This is a genomic window from Rhizobium hidalgonense (genome assembly GCF_002914525.1).
Taxonomy (GTDB): Bacteria; Pseudomonadota; Alphaproteobacteria; order Rhizobiales; family Rhizobiaceae; genus Rhizobium; species Rhizobium hidalgonense.
Map to the genome: position 1 here is coordinate 1 of NZ_LODW01000022.1, position 17631 is coordinate 17631.

Annotated in this window: 22 protein-coding genes; 6 read left to right on the plus strand and 16 right to left on the minus strand. The window is 62.1% G+C overall.

Annotation, left to right across the window (positions count from 1 at the left end; translation table 11 throughout):
- Nucleotides 1–188 precede the first annotated feature (188 nt).
- The 5 genes from rnhA to ATY29_RS01345 form a co-directional block, all read right to left on the minus strand.
- A complete protein-coding gene (rnhA, locus tag ATY29_RS01325) occupies nt 189–644 on the minus strand; it encodes a ribonuclease HI (protein ID WP_025415509.1) in 456 nt (151 codons plus the stop codon).
- Entirely contained in the window at nt 641–1606 is a 966-nt protein-coding gene (locus tag ATY29_RS01330; protein ID WP_097534736.1) for a homoserine kinase, read from the minus strand. Before ATY29_RS01330 ends, rnhA begins: the two co-directional genes overlap by 4 nt.
- Before the next feature lie 82 nt (nt 1607–1688).
- Nucleotides 1689–2690 (minus strand): 4-hydroxy-3-methylbut-2-enyl diphosphate reductase, encoded by a 1002-nt coding sequence (gene ispH, locus ATY29_RS01335; protein WP_003569840.1) that lies wholly within the window; start codon nt 2688–2690, stop codon nt 1689–1691.
- Between the two features lie 76 nt (nt 2691–2766).
- Nucleotides 2767–3522, minus strand: coding sequence for an SURF1 family protein (locus ATY29_RS01340; protein WP_097534738.1), 756 nt, complete (start codon nt 3520–3522; stop codon nt 2767–2769).
- Complete coding sequence (locus ATY29_RS01345) at nt 3515–3895, minus strand: DUF983 domain-containing protein (RefSeq protein ID WP_097534740.1); 381 nt, start codon at nt 3893–3895, stop codon at nt 3515–3517. The genes ATY29_RS01340 and ATY29_RS01345 overlap by 8 nt, the downstream gene beginning before the upstream one ends.
- Before the next feature lie 117 nt (nt 3896–4012).
- Here ATY29_RS01345 and ATY29_RS01350 point away from each other — a divergent pair, with 117 nt between their 5' ends.
- Together ATY29_RS01350 and ATY29_RS01355 are read left to right on the plus strand one after the other, a co-directional pair.
- Complete coding sequence (locus ATY29_RS01350) at nt 4013–4654, plus strand: chloramphenicol phosphotransferase CPT family protein (RefSeq protein WP_003569845.1); 642 nt, start codon at nt 4013–4015, stop codon at nt 4652–4654.
- A gap of 46 nt (nt 4655–4700) precedes the next feature.
- A complete protein-coding gene (locus ATY29_RS01355; protein WP_003569848.1) occupies nt 4701–5174 on the plus strand; it encodes a GNAT family N-acetyltransferase in 474 nt (157 codons plus the stop codon).
- Here ATY29_RS01355 and plsY read toward each other — a convergent pair.
- The 8 genes from plsY to ATY29_RS01390 form a co-directional block, all read right to left on the minus strand.
- Nucleotides 5171–5857 carry a glycerol-3-phosphate 1-O-acyltransferase PlsY gene (plsY, locus tag ATY29_RS01360; protein WP_003569851.1) on the minus strand — a complete coding sequence of 229 codons (687 nt, stop codon included), beginning with the start codon at nt 5855–5857 and terminating at the stop codon, nt 5171–5173. The genes ATY29_RS01355 and plsY overlap by 4 nt on opposite strands.
- Before the next feature lie 192 nt (nt 5858–6049).
- On the minus strand, nt 6050–6928 hold the full coding sequence (locus tag ATY29_RS01365) for a cytochrome c oxidase subunit 3 (RefSeq protein WP_003569853.1): 879 nt from the start codon (nt 6926–6928) through the stop codon (nt 6050–6052).
- A 61-nt stretch (nt 6929–6989) separates the two neighbouring features.
- The gene (locus ATY29_RS01370; protein WP_025415503.1) at nt 6990–7598 is read right to left on the minus strand and encodes a cytochrome c oxidase assembly protein; all 609 of its coding nucleotides are present in this window, start codon (nt 7596–7598) and stop codon (nt 6990–6992) included.
- On the minus strand, nt 7595–7735 hold the full coding sequence (locus tag ATY29_RS36650) for a cytochrome c oxidase system small membrane protein (protein WP_003569857.1): 141 nt from the start codon (nt 7733–7735) through the stop codon (nt 7595–7597). The genes ATY29_RS01370 and ATY29_RS36650 overlap by 4 nt, the downstream gene beginning before the upstream one ends.
- Nucleotides 7735–8685: a heme o synthase gene (locus ATY29_RS01375; RefSeq protein ID WP_003569859.1), complete on the minus strand. Its 951-nt coding sequence runs from the start codon at nt 8683–8685 to the stop codon at nt 7735–7737. The genes ATY29_RS36650 and ATY29_RS01375 overlap by 1 nt, the downstream gene beginning before the upstream one ends.
- 66 nt (nt 8686–8751) lie before the next feature.
- Nucleotides 8752–10455 carry a cytochrome c oxidase subunit I gene (gene ctaD, locus ATY29_RS01380; protein ID WP_003569861.1) on the minus strand — a complete coding sequence of 568 codons (1704 nt, stop codon included), beginning with the start codon at nt 10453–10455 and terminating at the stop codon, nt 8752–8754.
- Nucleotides 10456–10472: 17 nt separating this feature from the next.
- A complete protein-coding gene (coxB, locus tag ATY29_RS01385) occupies nt 10473–11357 on the minus strand; it encodes a cytochrome c oxidase subunit II (protein ID WP_003569863.1) in 885 nt (294 codons plus the stop codon).
- Complete coding sequence (locus ATY29_RS01390; protein WP_128399274.1) at nt 11357–11662, minus strand: hypothetical protein; 306 nt, start codon at nt 11660–11662, stop codon at nt 11357–11359. The genes coxB and ATY29_RS01390 overlap by 1 nt, the downstream gene beginning before the upstream one ends.
- 12 nt (nt 11663–11674) lie before the next feature.
- Here ATY29_RS01390 and ATY29_RS01395 point away from each other — a divergent pair, with 12 nt between their 5' ends.
- On the plus strand, nt 11675–12334 hold the full coding sequence (locus ATY29_RS01395; protein ID WP_025415500.1) for an invasion associated locus B family protein: 660 nt from the start codon (nt 11675–11677) through the stop codon (nt 12332–12334).
- A 128-nt stretch (nt 12335–12462) separates the two neighbouring features.
- Here ATY29_RS01395 and ATY29_RS36655 read toward each other — a convergent pair whose 3' ends face one another.
- On the minus strand, nt 12463–12630 hold the full coding sequence (locus ATY29_RS36655; protein WP_165779381.1) for a hypothetical protein: 168 nt from the start codon (nt 12628–12630) through the stop codon (nt 12463–12465).
- A 124-nt stretch (nt 12631–12754) separates the two neighbouring features.
- Between ATY29_RS36655 and tldD the strand changes: the two genes are divergently transcribed.
- Both tldD and ATY29_RS01405 read left to right on the plus strand, forming a co-directional pair.
- Complete coding sequence (tldD, locus tag ATY29_RS01400; protein WP_097534742.1) at nt 12755–14170, plus strand: metalloprotease TldD; 1416 nt, start codon at nt 12755–12757, stop codon at nt 14168–14170.
- Between the two features lie 10 nt (nt 14171–14180).
- Nucleotides 14181–14672, plus strand: coding sequence for a GNAT family N-acetyltransferase (locus tag ATY29_RS01405; protein ID WP_097534744.1), 492 nt, complete (start codon nt 14181–14183; stop codon nt 14670–14672).
- Nucleotides 14673–14688: 16 nt separating this feature from the next.
- Here the strand turns inward: ATY29_RS01405 and ATY29_RS01410 are convergent, their stop codons facing one another.
- Together ATY29_RS01410 and ATY29_RS01415 are read right to left on the minus strand one after the other, a co-directional pair.
- The gene (locus ATY29_RS01410; protein WP_003569871.1) at nt 14689–15006 is read right to left on the minus strand and encodes a nucleoside triphosphate pyrophosphohydrolase family protein; all 318 of its coding nucleotides are present in this window, start codon (nt 15004–15006) and stop codon (nt 14689–14691) included.
- Between the two features lie 82 nt (nt 15007–15088).
- The gene (locus ATY29_RS01415) at nt 15089–16372 is read right to left on the minus strand and encodes a D-alanyl-D-alanine carboxypeptidase family protein (protein WP_025415497.1); all 1284 of its coding nucleotides are present in this window, start codon (nt 16370–16372) and stop codon (nt 15089–15091) included.
- A gap of 218 nt (nt 16373–16590) precedes the next feature.
- Here ATY29_RS01415 and ATY29_RS01420 point away from each other — a divergent pair, with 218 nt between their 5' ends.
- Nucleotides 16591–17628, plus strand: coding sequence for a polysaccharide deacetylase family protein (locus ATY29_RS01420; protein ID WP_003569874.1), 1038 nt, complete (start codon nt 16591–16593; stop codon nt 17626–17628).
- Nucleotides 17629–17631 lie beyond the last annotated feature (3 nt).

Consider the following 17631-nt stretch of genomic DNA (forward strand, 5'->3'; position numbering starts at 1 on the left):
ACACAATCCTCTTTCGCAAGACCGAATGGACGCCACAATACAGCAAAAATTAAACATGGTTGCTCCCCGAGAAGGGGATATGCGGCGCCCTCTCCGTCCCCCCGCATGCCTCTCACATGGCACGTCCGCTCTCCCCGCCATTGAGGGGAGAGGGTTAGGGTGAGGGGCAGCTATCGGCGCACGGCACCCTAAAACGAAACCGCCTTGCCCTTCTTGAACGGCTCCATGCCCCGGCGCGCAAGTTCGTCGGCGCGTTCGTTTTCCGGGTGGCCGGCGTGGCCTTTCACCCAGTGCAGCGTCACCTTGTGGCGGTCACGGGCCGCCTCCAGCGCCTGCCAGAGTTCGGCATTCTTCACCGGCTTCTTGTCGGCGGTTTTCCAGCCGTTTTTCTTCCAGCCGAAGATCCACTTGGAGATACCGTCCTTGACGTAGGCGCTGTCGGTATAGAGATCGACCTCGCAAGGGCTCTTCAGGGCCTGCAGTGCGGAGATCGCCGCCAGCAGTTCCATGCGGTTGTTGGTGGTGTCGGCCTCGCCGCCGCACAGCTCCTTTTCGACGTCGCCATAGCGCAGCACGGCGCCCCAGCCGCCGGGGCCGGGATTGCCGGAGCATGCGCCGTCGGTGAAGATATCGACGTGTTTCATAGGCTCAATCCGTATTCGGCGGCCGAGCCGATCTGGCGGTGGAAGCGCAGCTTGCGGAGATATTCGAGCGGGTCCTTCTTGGTGACCATGGCGCCTTCAGGCGTCGTCAGCCAGTCATAGAGCCGGGTCAGGAAGAAACGTAGCGCCGACCCGCGCGACAGCACCGGCAGGGCAGCGATCTCTTCGCCGCTCAACGGCCGGACACTCTGATAACCCTCGAGCATCGCCGTGCCCTTGGTGATGTTGTAGGCGCCGTCCTTTTCGAAACACCAGGCATTCAGGCAAATCGAGACGTCATAGGAGAGCAGGTCGTTGCAGGCGAAATAGAAATCGATCAGGCCGGAGAGCTGATCGCCGAGGAAAAAGACATTGTCGGGGAAGAGATCGGCATGAATGACGCCGGCCGGCAGGCTCTTCGGCCAGGCGGTGGAGAGGAAATCGAGTTCGCCGCGGATTTCGTCCTGGAGGCCGGGCTCGACCTCGCCGGCGCGATCTTCCGATTTTTCCCAGAGGCCGCGCCAGCCGTCGATCGACAGGGCGTTCGGGCGCGTCAGCGCAAAACCATCGCCGGCCACATGCATCTCGGCCAGGGCCCTGCCGACCTCGCGGCAATGTTTCGCCTCCGGCTTTCTCAGCCACATGCCTTCGAGAAAGGAGATCAGCGCGGCCGGGCGGCCGGAGAGTGAGCCGAGCAGCGCGCCGTCGCGCCTTGGCAGCGGCAGCGGGCAGGAGAGGCCGCGGGCGGAAAGATGCTGCATCAGGCCGAGAAAGAACGGCAGGTCGGTCTTTTCCACGCGCTTCTCATAGAGCGTGAGGATCAGCGGGTCCTTGGAGGTGTGCAGCAGAAAATTGGAGTTTTCGACGCCTTCGGCGATCCCCTTATAGGAGAGCAGCGTGCCCGTGTCATATTCCGTCAGGAACCATTTCAGATCGTCTTCGGCGATATCGGTATAGACTGCCAAGGGAGGTCTCGTCTTTGCACTGTTGATATTGGCTCCGCCGCATCGACCATCCGGCGTCGCGACAAGGTTTTCAGGATGAAGATCAGCCGTTGACGAAGGCCATGTCGGCCGCCGTCAGCTCGATGCTGCGCAATTCGCGGTTGACCAGGAAATTCTCGGTTTCCTGCACCGTTTCGGCCAGTTCGACCTGAGCGTCGAAACGGGCGCGGAAAGCCTCGATGATCTCGTTGACGATGACCTCGGGGGCGGAGGCGCCGGCGGAAAGGCCGAGCGTCGAAATCGCGCCGATCTCCTCCCAGTCGAGTTCGGCGGCGCGCTGCACCAGGATCGATTTCTTCGCCCCTGCCCTCAGCGCCACTTCGACGAGGCGTTTGGAATTGGACGAATTCGGCGCGCCGACGATGATGAAAAGATCGCAGCCGGGGGCCGCCTGCTTCACCACTTCCTGGCGATTGGTCGTCGCATAACAGATCGAGTCGGCCGCCGGCGCGGTCAGGTTCGGGAAGCGCTGGTGCAGCCGGGCGATTACGCCGGCCGTATCGTCGACCGACAGCGTCGTCTGGGTGACGTAACCGAGATTGTCGGGATCGGCGGGAACGTAGGCGTCGGCATCCTCGATCGTCTCGATCAGCGAAACCGAACCCTCCGGCAGTTGACCCATCGTGCCGATCACCTCGGGGTGGCCGGCATGGCCGATAAGCACGACATGGCGGCCGAGGCGATTGTGGCGCATCGCCTGCTTGTGGACCTTGGAGACCAGCGGGCAGGTGGCGTCAAGATAAAAGAGATTGCGGCTCGCCGCATCCTCCGGCACGGATTTCGGCACGCCATGGGCGGAGAAGACCACCGGCTGGGCGCGGTGCTCGGCCGGGATCTCGTCCAGTTCCTCGACGAAGACGGCGCCCTTGGCCTCCAGCCCCTCGACGACATAACGATTATGGACGATCTCGTGGCGCACATAGACCGGCGCGCCATAGGATTTCAGCGCCAGCACGACAATCTGGATCGCCCGGTCGACGCCGGCGCAGAAGCCGCGCGGCCCGCAGAGCCTGATCGTCAAGGGAGGTTTCGCCGCAATATTCATGTCTTTTCCGTCAAAATTCCGTACCGCGTCGGGATAAGCGACCTCTAGCCCAATATGGCCGGGAATTGAAGCAATACTATTGCGCGGGCTGCTTGCCGGGTTTGCGGAACCAGGAGATCGCCACCACGACAACAAGCACGGCGGCAAGCCCGTACCAGGTGAAGGCATATTGCAAATGGTCGTTCGGCAGATCGACCTGGGTGACGCCGCCGATCGGCAGGCCGGCCGGATTGGGCGTGGAATCGGCGTCGACGAAAAACGGGAGGACGCGGGCCTTTTCCAGCCCGACGCTCTCTGCCATCACGTCGAGATCCTTCCAGTAGAAGATATTCTTGGCGACGTCGTTGTCTGGCACCACCCAGGAGGGTTTGCCGGGCAGTTTGGCACGCGCCAGGCCGGTGACGGTCTGCTGATCCGTCAACTGGCCCTGCATGCGCATTTCCGGTTCCTTGTTCTCATAGGGAACAAAGCCGCGATTGACCAGGAGGGTGCGCCCGTCGGCAAGCTCAAGCGGGGTATAGACGTAAAAGCCGGTCTGGCCCTGCCAGGTGGCGAAGAAGTGCCGCTCCTTGTTGTTGATGTAGCGCCCGGTGGCGGTGACCTTGCGGTATTCGATATCACCGCCTGAAGCCGCCATCGCCTCGATCTCGGCGAGCGGCACCGGAGCGGCCGCCTGGCGCGCGGCGATATCGGCAAGCAGGCCTTCCTTCCAGTGGAGGCGCTCCACCTGCCAGGTGCCGAGCGAAATCAGGATGGAAAGCGCGATCAGCACCAGGATGCCGGTTGCCACAGGCAATAGGCGGCGCGGCGCGGCATGTTGGATATCAGTCACTCAGGCGTCCTTCGCGGGCATTGTGGCGGTATTGCATGGCGATCAGGATGCCCTTGAACCAGCGCAGCGTCGCAAGCGACAGGATAATCGTCAGCGGAGCGAAGAGCAGGATGTGCACCCAGATCGGCGGGGCGTAATTCACCTGCAGCCACAGCACCATGCCGATGACGATGAAGCCGACGATGAGGATGACGAAGACGGCGGGGCCGTCGCCGGCATCGGCGAAGGAATAATCGAGGCCGCAGGAGGCGCAGCGCGGCTTCAGGCCGAGCAGGCCATCGAACAGTTTTCCCTGGCCGCAGCGCGGGCAGCAGCCCTTGATGCCGGTTTTGACCGGATCGACCGGCGGATAGTGGGCGCTGTCCTCGCTCATGCCATTCCTCCTGACAATTCCATGCTGCCTTAACTCTCCCATAAAGTATTCGCATCCCGAATGGAAATGCCTGCGCGGACCCCTGAGCGATTCGTGCCAAACAGAAGAAGAAGACTGATGACCAATGACAACCATGCCGGACAGATCATTATTTTGAACGGTGCGCCGCGCAGCGGCAAATCCAGCATTGCGCGCGCAATCCAGGACGAATTCGAGGGACCGTGGATCAACCTCGGCGTCGATAGCTACAATGCCATGACCCCGAAGCGCTACCTGCCCGGCATCGGCCTGAGGCCGGGCGGCGAGCGGCCGGAGCTCGAAGAGCTGGTGCCGTTCCTCTATGCCGCGCTGTACGAATCGATCGCCATCCATGCCGGATTGGGGCTCAATGTGGTGGCCGATCTCGGCCATCATGACAGCTATTCCGAGCCGCTCGGCATTCTCGGTGACTGCGCCCGCCGCCTGGAAGGCTTCTCAGTGCTGTTCGTCGGCGTGCGCTGTCCGATCGAGACGATCATGCGGCGGCGGGAATTCAAACAGGAAGGCCGCGAGACACTATATGTAAGAGCCACCGAGGAGACGCCCGTGCCGGAGCCGGTGCAGCGCTGGCAGGACGAGGTGCACCGGCCCGGCGTCTATGACATGGAGGTCGATACATCAGTCCTGACCGCGCTCGAATGCGCCGAGGCGATCCGCCATCAATTGGATCTCGGTATTCCCGAACCCTCGGCCTTCGAACGGATCGCCGGCGGGCGGTGAAGGTTTCGTGTTTCAAAAGAAGGCCGAGAATGCGGGATCGATAGCGATGGGGATTGAATTTCTGCAAGTGAAAAAGGTCGAAGAGTGGCGGGCCTATCATGCCATCCGGCGGCACGTTTTGTTCGATCTGCGCGGCCTCGACGGCTACGATGATACGCATCCGGATGAACATGCACCTGGCCATATGCCGCTGCTGCTCAGGAAAGACGGCGTCGCCCTCGGCACGGTCCGCCTCGATCTGTCGGAAGGCACGACCGGCATCGTGCGACTTGTCGCCATCATGCCGGAATATCAGAGACAGGGTCTGGGGCGGATTTTGATGTCCGAGGTCGAGAGATTATCGGCAAGCCGGGGCCTCAGCCGCCTGGAGGTCTATGCCGCGCCGGATGCCGTTCCTTTTTATGAAAAGCTGGGTTGGGTGATGGTCGACCCTGGCAAGATCAGCCCGCTGATGGCGAAGGAAATCGAGTCCTCCGATCACGGCAGCGGATCGGGCGACGGTCCCAGATCGCCGCTCTAACTTTGCGCTGCCGTTTTCGATTCCGGGCTGCTTTGTCCCAGACGCGGCTCCGTCCCTGCCAGCAGCCGCTGAATGTTGGCGCGATGGCGCACGATCACATAAATGCCGCCTGATATCACTAGCAAGCGATAGGGTAAGGGCTGCTCCAGGCCACAGATGAGGGCGATTGCAGTCAGAGCCGCCAGCATCGAACCAAGGGAAACAATCCGGAAGACGGCCAGCACAACACCAAAAACCGTCAGAGCACCCAATCCCACCGGCCAGGATATCGCGAGCAACAGGCCGAGCCCCGCCGCAACGGATTTGCCGCCTTTGAAATTCAGCCAGATCGAACGGCTATGCCCCAGCAATGCGGCAAGTCCGGCCAGGCAAACGGCCCAGGGCAGCCAAGCTTGTAGATCAAGCGCCGCCGGCGGCATGTCGTGCAGTACTCCATGCAGCCGCGGATAAAGCCAGCCGGCAAAGAAGATCGCCCCTGCGCCTTTCAGCACATCCACCAGGAGCACGGCCAAGGCAGGCCATTTCCCCAGGGTTCGCAACACGTTCGTCGCCCCGGTGGATCCCGAGCCCTGGTTGCGAATATCGATGCCGCGGAGCAGTTTACCCGCGAGATAACCCGTCGGCGTGGAACCGATGAGATAAGCGATCGCCAATCCAACCACACCAGCTATCCAGAAAACCATGGGAGCCACCTCGACCTTCAAATACCAGGCAATCATCATTCTGTCGTCTGCGCCTCGCGTAAACCAACGATGGCGAGTGGAGAAGAGATTTGCGGCAGCCGCTTCCTTCCTCATTGACAAGAACGGAGCGTGGGAAACCACACATAAAAAAGGCGGGCACCAGGCCCGCCTTCTGCTTGTATATCGCTCCGATCAGCCTGCCGCGACCGGTGCGCCCCAGCCGCCCCAGACGTAGATGCAGAAGAACAGGAACAGCCAGACGACGTCGACGAAGTGCCAGTACCAGGCGGCGGCCTCGAAGCCGAAATGCTGTTTCGGGGTGAAATCGCCGCGCAGCGACCGGATCAGGCAGACCAGCAGAAAAATGGTGCCGATGAGGACGTGGAAACCGTGGAAGCCGGTCGCCATGAAGAAGGTCGCGCCGTAGATCGAATTCTTGAAGGCGAAGGGCGCGTGGGCATATTCATAGGCCTGGACGCTGGAGAAGAAAATGCCAAGCAGCACCGTCAGCGTCAGGCCCTGGATCAGGCCCTTACGGTCGTTGTGCAGCAGCGCATGGTGCGCCCAGGTGACCGTCGTGCCGGAGAGCAGCAGGATAACGGTGTTGTAGATCGGCAGGTGCCAGGGGTCGAGAACCTCGATGCCCTTCGGCGGCCAGGTGCCGCCGGTATAGAGCAGGCGCGAGGCCTGGATCGCCTCGTTCGGATAGAGGCTGGCGTCGAAATAGGCCCAGAACCAGGCGACGAAGAACATCACTTCCGAGGCGATGAACATGATCATGCCGTAGCGCAGGTGCAGCGAAACGACGCGGGTATGAGAGCCCTCATGGGCTTCCTTCACCGTATCGGCCCACCAGCCGTACATGACGTAGAGAACCAGCGCGAAGCCGATGTAGAAGAGCCAGGGATTGGCAAGCTCGGCGCCGGCGACCTTGAACGAGCCGCCGTTCAGGTAGCGCATATAGCAGACGCCGCCGATCGCCATGATGAAGGCGCCGAGCGAGGCGAGAATCGGCCACGGGCTCGGATCGATGATGTGGTAGTCGTGATTCTTCTGATGAGCATCGGCCATGTAGCTATCCCCGGATGTCTTCCTTCACTCCGCTCCCGGCATAGCCGGAAACGAGCCTTGATCAAAGTTTCTTTTCACTCTTTACCGCTCCACCCTCATTCGAAGCCAAAGGCTTCGGACCCTCTTTCGGGTAGAACGTATATGACAGCGTCACCGTATGGATATTCTTGGATTCCACCGCCTTGACGATCTCAGGGTCGATGTAGAACACCACCGGCATGTCGAGCTTCTCGCCCGGCTTCAGGTCCGTTTCCGTAAAGCAGAAACATTGCACCTTGTTGAAATAGACGCCCGCCTCGCCCGGCGTGACGTTGAACACCGCCTGGCCACGCTGCGTCTCGTTCGAACGATTCTCGGCGGTGAAATTCACCTGTATGGTTTCGCCGATCTTCGGATTGACCTCGCGCTCGACCGGCTTGAAATCCCATTGCAGGCCGGGCGCGACATTAGCGTCGAAGGTGACGCGCATCGTGCGGTCGAGCACGACGCTCGACACCTGGTCGACGCGCTGCGTCGTGCCGTTATAGCCGGTGACCTGGCAGAAGATCCGGTAGAGCGGCACGGCGGCATAGCTCATCGCGCCCATGCCGAAGACGAAGCTCAGGCACATCATGACGACGGCGCCGTTGTTGCGGCCCTGTTTCTTCGGTGCGGCGGGGCTGTCGCTCATCCGGCCATTCCCCCGCCGATCTTCACGATGGTGATCGCGTAGAAGAGAATGACGAGGCCGGCCAGCACCAGCCCGAGGGCGATGTTGCGGTTGCGGCGCGACTTCATCTGCTTTTCGGTGAGCTTGACGAGATCCATCAGAACCAACCTCCCGCATGCGAGACCAGCATCGACGCCAGCCGGTCGATCATCAGAGCGGAGAACACGGCGAAGAGATAGAAGATCGAGAAGGCGAACAGCTTCTTTGCTGGGATCATCTTCAGATCGCCGTCGGGCATCCGCCAGACGGCGATGGAACAGTAGATGAAGATCGCGCCGAGGGCTGCCGCCACCAGGCCGTAACCGAAGCTCGCAAAACCGAGGAAGGACGGCAAAACCGCGCAGACGGCGGTCAGCACCGCATAGGCGACGATCTGATGCTTGGTCGCCCGCTCGCCGGCAACGTTCGGCAGCATCGGCACGCCGACGGCTTCGTAGTCGCGCATCTTGAACAGGGCCAGCGCCCAGAAATGCGCCGGCGTCCACAGGAAGATGATGAGGAAGAGAACGGTGCTTTCGATCGTCACGCTGTTGGTCACGCAGGCCCAGCCGATCATCGGCGGGAAGGCGCCGGCGGCGCCGCCGATGACGATGTTCTGCGGCGTCGAGCGCTTCAGCCACATGGTGTAGACGACGGCATAGAAGAAGATGGTGAAGGCGAGGATACCAGCCGAGAGCCAGTTGACGGCGAGGCCGAGGATAACGACCGAGAAGCCAGACAGCACCAGGCCGAAGGCCAGAGCCTCAGAGGGCGCGATACGGCCGGCCGGGATCGGACGGTTGGCGGTGCGGCTCATGATGGCGTCGATATCAGCATCGTACCACATGTTGAGCGCGCCGGAGGCGCCGGCGCCGACGGCGATACAGAGAATGGCGATCAGGCCGAGAACGGGATGGATGTGGCCCGGCGCCAGCACCAGGCCGGCAAAGGCGGTGAAGACCACGAGCGACATCACCCGCGGCTTCAGCAATTCGAAATAATCGCGTGCACTCGCTTCCGACAATTCGCCGTCCTTTGCAAGTACCTCGTGATTGTCGATGACCGTCATTATTCCGTCCTGAGTATCAGAATAGCAGGACGCCGTAACAAATGCGGCGTCCTGATACCCGCGCAATTACTTGATGCGCGGAAGCTGTTCCCACTGGTGATAGGGCGGCGGCGAAGGCAGCTGCCATTCGAGCGTCGTTGCGCCCTCACCCCACGGATTGTCACCGGCGAGGCGCTTCTTGGCGAAGGCTTCGAAGACGCCGAAGAGGAAGATCAGCACACCGAAGGCCGAGATGTAGGAGCCGATCGAGGACACATAGTTCCAGCCGGCAAAGGCATCCGGATAATCGATGTAGCGGCGCGGCATGCCGGCAAGGCCGAGGAAATGCTGCGGGAAGAACACCAGGTTGACGCCGATGAACATGATCCAGAAATGCAGCTTGCCGACAAACTCGTTGTACATGTAGCCGGTCATCTTCGGGAACCAGTAGTACCAGCCGGCGAAGATCGCAAAGACCGCGCCGAGCGACAGAACGTAGTGGAAATGGGCCACGACGTAATAGGTGTCATGCAGCGAGCGGTCGAGACCGGCATTGGCGAGCTGGACCCCGGTGACGCCGCCGACCGTGAACAGGAAGATGAAGCCGATCGCCCAGAGCATCGGCGTGCGGAACGAGATCGAGCCGCCCCACATCGTCGCGATCCAGGAGAAGATCTTCACACCCGTCGGAACGGCGATGACCATCGTCGCGAAGACGAAGTAGCGCTGCGCGTCGAGCGACAGGCCGACCGTATACATGTGGTGGGCCCAGACGACGAAGCCGACGGCGCCGATCGCGACCATGGCGTAGGCCATGCCGAGATAACCGAAGATCGGCTTCTTCGAGAAGGTCGAGATGATGTGGCTGACCATGCCGAAGCCCGGCAGGATGAGGATGTAGACCTCGGGGTGACCGAAGAACCAGAACAGGTGCTGGTAGAGGATCGGGTCGCCGCCGCCTTCCGGAGAGAAGAAGGAGGTGCCGAAGTTACGGTCGGTGAGCAGCATGGTGATGCCGCCCGCCAGAACCGGCAGCGACAGCAGAAGCAGAAAGGCGGTGATCAGCACCGACCAGGCAAACAGCGGCATCTTGTGCAGCGTCATGCCCGGAGCGCGCATGTTGAGGATCGTGGTGATGAAGTTGATCGCACCGAGGATCGACGAGGCGCCGGCAATATGGAGCGCGAAGATCGCCAGGTCGACCGCCGGACCGGGCGTACCGCTGGTCGCCAGTGGCGGATACATCGTCCAGCCGCCGCCGGTGCCATAGGCGCCTGCCGGGCCCTCGACGAACATCGACAGCAAGAGCAGCGCGAAGGCCGGAACTATCAGCCAGAAAGAGATGTTGTTCAGGCGCGGGAAAGCCATGTCGGGCGCGCCGATCATGATCGGCACCATCCAGTTGGCAAAACCACCGATCATCGCCGGCATGACCATGAAGAAGATCATGATCAGCGCGTGCGCTGTCGTGAACATGTTGAACATCTGCTTTGCGCCGTCGATCGCCGCATCGCCCTCATAGCCGTAGACCATCGAGGCCAGGCCGTGGAAGATCTGGATGCCAGGCTCCTGCAGCTCCATGCGCATGGCAACCGACAGCGCGCCGCCGATGATGCCGGCGATGATCGCGAAGATCAGATAGAGTGTGCCGATGTCCTTGTGATTGGTCGAGAACAGCCAGCGATTGGCAAAGCTCGGCTTGTGCCCGTGATCGTGGTGGTCGTGATCATCGTGGGCGTGGTCATGAGCGTGACCGTGAGAATGATCGTCGTGAGCGGAAGGTCCAGCCATTGTCCCGATCCCCTTAATTACTGTGCTTCGGCGACGTCGAGGGTCTTTGCGGGACCATCGGTTGCGGCCATGAGTGTCTTGTAGGCGCCGGGCAGGTCGCTGGCGGCTGCCGTCAGCCACTGCTTGTACTTGTCCTCGGAGACGACGCGGATGGCGATCGGCATGAACGCATGGTCCTTGCCGCAGAGCTCGGAACACTGGCCATAGAACAGGCCTTCGCGCTCGGCCTTGAACCAGGTCTCGTTCAGGCGGCCCGGCACGGCGTCGATCTTGACCCCGAAGGACGGCATGGCGAAAGCGTGGATGACGTCGGTCGGCGCCGAGGTCACGAGAACGCGCACCGTCTTGCCGACCGGCAGGACCAGCTCGTTGTCGACGGCGAGCAGCCTGGGATAGACCGACTTGTCTTCCTTGCCGGCGGCTGCGCGATCCTGATCCTTGAGCAGGTAGCTATCGAAGGCCAGCGGGCTGTCGCCCGAACCTTCATATTCGTAGTTCCACTGCCACTGGGTGGCGGTCGCCTTGATCGTCACATCGGGGTTTTCAGGCAGCGTCAGCTGCGCCGTCAGCAGGTTGAACGAGGGAATGGCAAGCAGCAGCAGCACCAGGACCGGCCCCACGGTCCAGGCAATCTCGATCATCGTGTTGTGGCTTGTCCTCGAGGGGACCGGGTTCGCGCTGGCGCGGAACTTGACGCAGACGACGATGAGCAGGACCAGAACGAAAAGCGTGATCGGAACGATAAACCACAGGGTATATTGTTCGAACCAGTGGATTTCCCGCATGATCGGCGTTGCCGCCGGCTGCAGCGTCGCCTGCCACGGCATTGGCTGGTCGGCATATGTGCCGGAAGCAAAAAGCAGACAGACCAGAGTGGTCAGGGCTGCATAAGCCTTCTTCATCACCTTATTATCTCCCTCGAGCGCTTGACCTGCAAAATAGAACGCAGAATCCTTGCCATCTTCAGCGCTTCAAACCACAGTTTGCCATTTGCCGCAACAGGCCAGAGCAATTGTCTATGCGGCATTTTTGCTGAAAGCATAGGCAGGCCGGAACGGCAAAACATCCCAAGTTTTTCATCAGCATATGAAAAATCGGCTTTCCGGCCAATCCGCGCGCCGCACATTCTTGCCGAAAGGTCCAATTTCCGCCGCAGTCCCCCGGTTTTCACGGGGTGGGGCTTTTCATTTTTGGTGGGCAGCTTCAACAATAGCCGCAAATGATTCGATATCCAGAGGTTTCCATGGGTTTCCGTTCCCTCGCGCAGTCGCTTCTCGTGACTGCCAGCATCGCGGCCGCAGCGGCGACGCCCGTTTTCGCGCAGCAACCCACACCGACGCCAGCCAAGCCCCCAGCTGCCGCGGCGGCCCCTGCCCCTGCCCCGGCGCAGCAGCCCTCGGCTGCCAACCCGAACATCCAGGTGTCGCCCGGCCAGACCCAGCCGCAGGCGCCGGGCACGGTGAAATCCAATCACGGCGCATGGTCCGTCGTCTGCGACAAGCCGGCGGGGGCTGCGACCGAACAATGCGCGCTGATGCAGAACGTCATCGCCGAGGATCGGCCGGAGGTCGGGCTTTCCGTCGTCGTCCTGAAGACCGCCGACCGCAAGTCGAAGATCCTGCGCGTGCTCGCACCCCTCGGCGTGCTGCTGCCGAACGGCCTCGGGCTCAATGTCGACGGCAAGGATATCGGCCGCGCTTATTTCGTGCGCTGCTTCGCCGACGGCTGCTATGCCGAGGTGGTGCTCGAGGACGAGCTGCTCAAAACCTTCCGCAGCGGCGCCCAGGCGACCTTCATCGTCTTCCAGACGCCGGAAGAAGGCATCGGCATTCCTGTTGATCTCAAAGGTTTTGCCGAAGGTTTCGACGCTCTGCCCTGAGGGCATGCAAGCGCGCAACGCAATTCCGCTCGCATTCCGTCTTCGCTGCACTTGCTGCAGAAGCCCCTCACACTCCGTCATGCTCGGGCTTGACCCTGGGCTTGACCCGAGCATCCACGCGGCATCCATCAGTGCCGGACATGGATCCTCGGCTCAAGGCCGAGGATGACGGAGGACGAGGTGACGCACCAGCCAAACTTGGCGCCGGCGCATGGGGAGATCGGTCCGCTAGGTGCGCCCTTGTGCAGCGGAAGGCGCAAAGCGATAAAATCGCTTGCTTCTCTTTCGAAGAGCATTCCATCTCCTGCGACGGCCCTACCCGATAATAATAATTCGACCGTAGGGCTTCACTCCTTATCATTAGGAGCCCTATCTAAGGCATAGGCGCATTCCCGAACGCATGCCCATTGGAGCCATATTATGACCACCGATCTCCTGACGCTATTCGATGCCGACGAAGCGACGATGCGCAAGCACGTGGCCGAGGCGCTGTCCGGCGCCGATGACGGCGAGCTTTATATCGAGCATGCGCAGGCCGAAGCGCTCACCTTCGACAATGGCCGGCTGAAGGGCGGCAGCTTCAATACCGAGCAAGGGTTTGGCTTACGCGCCGTTGCCGGCGAAGCGGTGGGTTACGCCCATGCCGGCGATCTCTCGGTGGCGGCACTGAAACGGGCGGCCGATGCGGTCGGCGCGGTGACGCGCGGTTATTCCGGCTCCTATGCGGCAGCCCCGCAAGGCACCAACAAGAAATTCTACGGCGACCAGAACCCGATCGGCCAGCCGAGCTTCGAAGAGAAGGTCAAGGTGCTGCAGGACATCGACGCCTATCTCAGAGGTAAGGATGACAAGGTGCGGCAGGTGACGGCCTCGGTCGCGGCGAGCTGGCAGGTCGTCGACATCCTGCGTGCCGACGGGCATCGCGTCCGCGACATCAGGCCGATGACGCGCATCAACATTTCGGTCATGGTCGGCGAAGGCGACCGGCAGGAAAGCGGCTCCTACGGCAGCGGCGGGCGCATCGGCTTCGGTGATTTCATTGCCGAGGGCAGCTGGCAATATGGCGCCGACGAGGCGCTGCGCCAGGCGCTCGTCAACCTCGAAGCGATCGATGCGCCGGCGGGCACGATGGACGTCGTTCTCGGCTCCGGCTGGCCGGGCGTGATGCTGCATGAGGCTGTCGGGCACGGGCTGGAAGGCGATTTCAACCGCAAGAAGACCTCGGCTTTTTCAGGCCTTCTCGGCCAGATGGTCGCCGCCCCCGGCGTCACCGTCGTCGATGACGGCACGATGGACAACCGCCGCGGCTCGATCACCATCGACGACGAGGGCACCCCATCCGGCTACAACGTGCTGATCGAGAACGGCAAGCTCGTCGGTTACATGCAGGATCGGCAGAACGCCCGGCTGATGGGCATGCAGCCCACCGGCAACGGCCGCCGCCAGGGTTATGCGCATGTGCCGATGCCGCGCATGACCAACACCTACATGCTCGGCGGCGACAAGACGCCTGAGGAAATCATCGCCTCGGTGAAGAAGGGCATCTATGCCGTTTCCTTCGGCGGCGGCCAGGTCGATATCACCTCCGGCAAATTCGTCTTCGGCTGCACCGAGGCCTATCTGATCGAAAACGGCAAGATCGGCGCGCCGATCAAGGGCGCCATGCTGATCGGCAACGGCCCGGACGCGATGAAGCGGGTGTCGATGATCGGCAACGACATGAAGCTCGATACCGGCATCGGCAATTGCGGCAAGGGCGGCCAGTGGGTTCCGGTCGGCGTCGGCCAGCCGCATCTGCGCATGGATCAGATCACCGTCGGCGGCACGCAGACCTGAGGGGTGAGTGATGGCGGAGATCGAAATCAGACCCTTTGCCGCCGATGACGCCGATGCCGTGCTGTCGGTGATCCTGCCGATCCAGCGCGAGGAGTTCGGCATCGATATATCAGCCGATGCGCAGCCGGATCTCCGGGTCATCCCGGATTTCTATCAGTCCGGCAAAGGTGAGTTCTGGGTCGCCGTCAAGGACGGCGCCATCGTCGGCACGCTCGGGCTCAAGGATATCGGCAACAACCAGGCGGCGCTGCGCAAGATGTTCGTCTCAGCCGAAGTCCGCGGCCGCGAGCACGGCGTGGCGGCGCTGCTGCTCGATCGCCTGATCGCCCATGCCAGGGACGCCGGCCTCACCGATATCTTCCTCGGCACAACAGACAAGTTCGTCGCCGCCCAACGCTTCTACGAGAAGAATGGTTTTACCGAGATTACCAAGAGCGCCCTGCCCCGCTCCTTCCCGCTGATGGCGGTGGACAGCAAGTTCTACCGCTATAAGGTCGGCTGACTCTCGCCGACATGCATCAGCTCTTCGCCACCTCGGCCGGCCGAAACAGCCACTTCCGTTCGATCGCGGCGGCGAGATCGAGATCGTTGTGACGGGCAAACAGCAGAAGATGACCGAGAACGTCGGCGGTCTCGTCGGCGAGATCGCGCTGCATGTCTTCAGCAGAGCGGCCCTTTGCACGGCCGCGGCCGGTCAGCCGATTCCATGCCTGGGTCAGTTCACCCATTTCCTCCTGCAGCTTCAGGAGGAACCAGTCGGCATCGCGCTCGATGTTGTTGGCAGCAACGTGAACAGAGGATGAGGTTTCGAACTGGTCGGCAAGACGGCGCAACATGGATGTTCTCCTTTTGTTTATGGAGGAGACGCTGATTCCCGATGCTTGTCCAGAGCGAATTGCCTGAGTGGCGTCGCGGCGATCAGCCTTGGTCCGGCAGCAGCATGCAGTCATAGGAGCGCTGCTTCAGTGCATCGCAGGCCGAGACTGCGGCATCCTTGCTGGCAAAGCCGACGAAACGGGCGCGATAGATCCTGTTGGCGCCCTTACCGACTGCTTCGGTATAGGGCGAGGCGGAAACCAGCGGCGCGCCGCCTTCCGACTTCGCCTGGGCGAGAAGCGCGCGCGCCGCATCGGCGCTCGGGGCGGCCGAGATCTGGATCTGCCAGTCGCCATCGGTCTTTGCTGCAGACATTTTCGGCGCCTTGCCGGCGTTCAGGATTTCGTCCATTGCGACCGGACGTTCCAGCGGCACGACGGCGTCATCGGCATAAGCCAGGCTCTTTGCTGCGAGATCGTCGGCTGGGCGCGGTGCGCTGAGCGGCACCGGAACATCGGAAGCGTCGGCGGCCGACGCCACTTCCACAGGCTCCCTGGCGCCAACGCTCGCCACCAGCTTGGCGCCGCCGGAAGAGGAGGCACGGCCGAGATACCGGTCGAGCAGACCGGCCATCTTGGCGTCGCGGCTGCGGGCGGTGCGACCGCCGAGCACGACGCCGACGACGCGGCGGTTGCCGTCCCGGACGGCGCTGACGAGATTGAAGCCGGAGGCGTTGGTGTAACCGGTCTTGATGCCGTCCATGCCCTGGTAGCGGTACATGAGATTGTTGTGACCGCGCACGGTGCGGCCGCGGAAATTGAAGCTTGCCGCCGAAAACAGCCTGTATTCGTTCGGATAATTCTTCATCAGCGCGATGGCGAGCGTCGACATATCGCGCGCCGTGGTCACCTGGCGGCCGTCCGGCAGGCCGGAGGCGTTGACGAAGACGGTGCGGCTCATACCGAGCTGGCGGGCCTTGGCCGTCATCATCCGGGCAAAACCGCTTTCCGAGCCGCCGAGCGTCTCGCCCATGGCGGAGGCGGCGTCATTAGCGGACTTGATGATCATGCCATAGACCGCCTCGCGCACGGTGATCGTGCCGCCGGCCTTGACGCCGAGCTTGGTCGGCGGCCGGGCGGCGGCGTATTTCGACATTTTGATCGGGGTGTCCCAGGCAATCTTGCCGCGTTTCAACGCCTCGAAGGTGAGATAGAGCGTCATCATCTTCGTCAGCGAGGCCGGATGGTTCAGCGTATCGGCATTTTCGGCGGCGAGAACCTTGCCGGTCCGGGCATCGAGAATCAGCGAGGCGCTGCCGGCCAAGGCTGCAAGAGGTGCCGAAACGGCCAGCGTTACGGTCAAAACGGCCGCCAGAAGCGTTCTCATGCAGTTCCCCTTGATGCGTCGGCTCTCGATAGGATCGGCTCTTGTGCCGTAATGTGACAGAAGCGGCAAGTTTGGCGCGACTTTGAGGCAACTCCTATCATTTTTCTAGTCTTTTCATCGCCTTGGTTAACAGGAAATGAAAGCGCCGTGTGAAATCGGGATTCAGCAAGGCTTAAGCCGCGCTTGCTAGTTTCCCGGAAAAGAGCAACGGACGGCGCATGACGGGACAATTCAAGCGACTGGCAAAACGCGCGGCGATCGGCGCCGGGCTCGAGGTTTCCTGGCTCATCGCCGCCGCCGGGCTGATGCGGCAAGCGCGCGGACGCGGCCTGGTCTTCACGCTGCATCATGTCCGGCCGCACGTGGCCCAGGCTTTCGAGCCGAATGCGCATCTCGAAATCACCCCCGGCTTTCTCGATACGGCGCTGCGGCGGCTGCGGCGGGAGGGCTATCGCTTCGTACCGCTCGATCATGTGCCGGCGCTGCTGGCCGAGCCCGAGGGCGGCAAGCCGTTTGCCGCCTTCACGCTCGACGACGGCTACATCAACAATCTGGAGCACGCGCTGCCGGTGTTCGAACAGCATCAGGCGCCGTTTACGGTTTTCGTCGCAAAGGGCTTTGCCGAAGGTTCCCACAGCATCTGGTGGGAGACACTCGCCGTGCTGTTGCGCCGGTTGGGCGAAATCCGCTTCGATTTCGGCCGCGGCAGCGAGCGCTTAGCGCTCGACGATCCGCAGCAGCAGTGGAATGCCTTCGACCGCTTCGCCGGGTATATCCACCGATCCGACGAGGCGCGCGCGGTGGCGGCAATCGACATGCTGGCGCGGGAAAACGGCATCGAGCCGACCGATATCACGCGCGAGCTGGTCATGGGGCCTGGTCAGTTGCAATGGCTCGCGAGCCATCCGCTCGCCACACTCGGCGCCCATACGATCAGCCATCGGGCGCTGGCCCGCCTGCCGGATGCCGAAGCGCGAATCGAAATGCAGGTTTCGGCCGATTACGTCGAGGCGGTGACCGGCATCCGTCCCAAGACGATCGCCTATCCCTACGGCACGCCGGAGGCGGCTACCGCCCGCGAGGCGGCGATTGCCCGCGATCTCGGCTTTCAGCTTGCGGTGACCACCCAGCCCGGGCTGCCGGCAGCACGGCTGACCGGTTATCTCCCGCGCTTTTCGCTGAATGGCTTCTACCAGAAGCGACGCTATGTCTCGGCGCTCGCCTCCGGCATTCCGCTGAAGCTGCTGGGAAAATAGGAC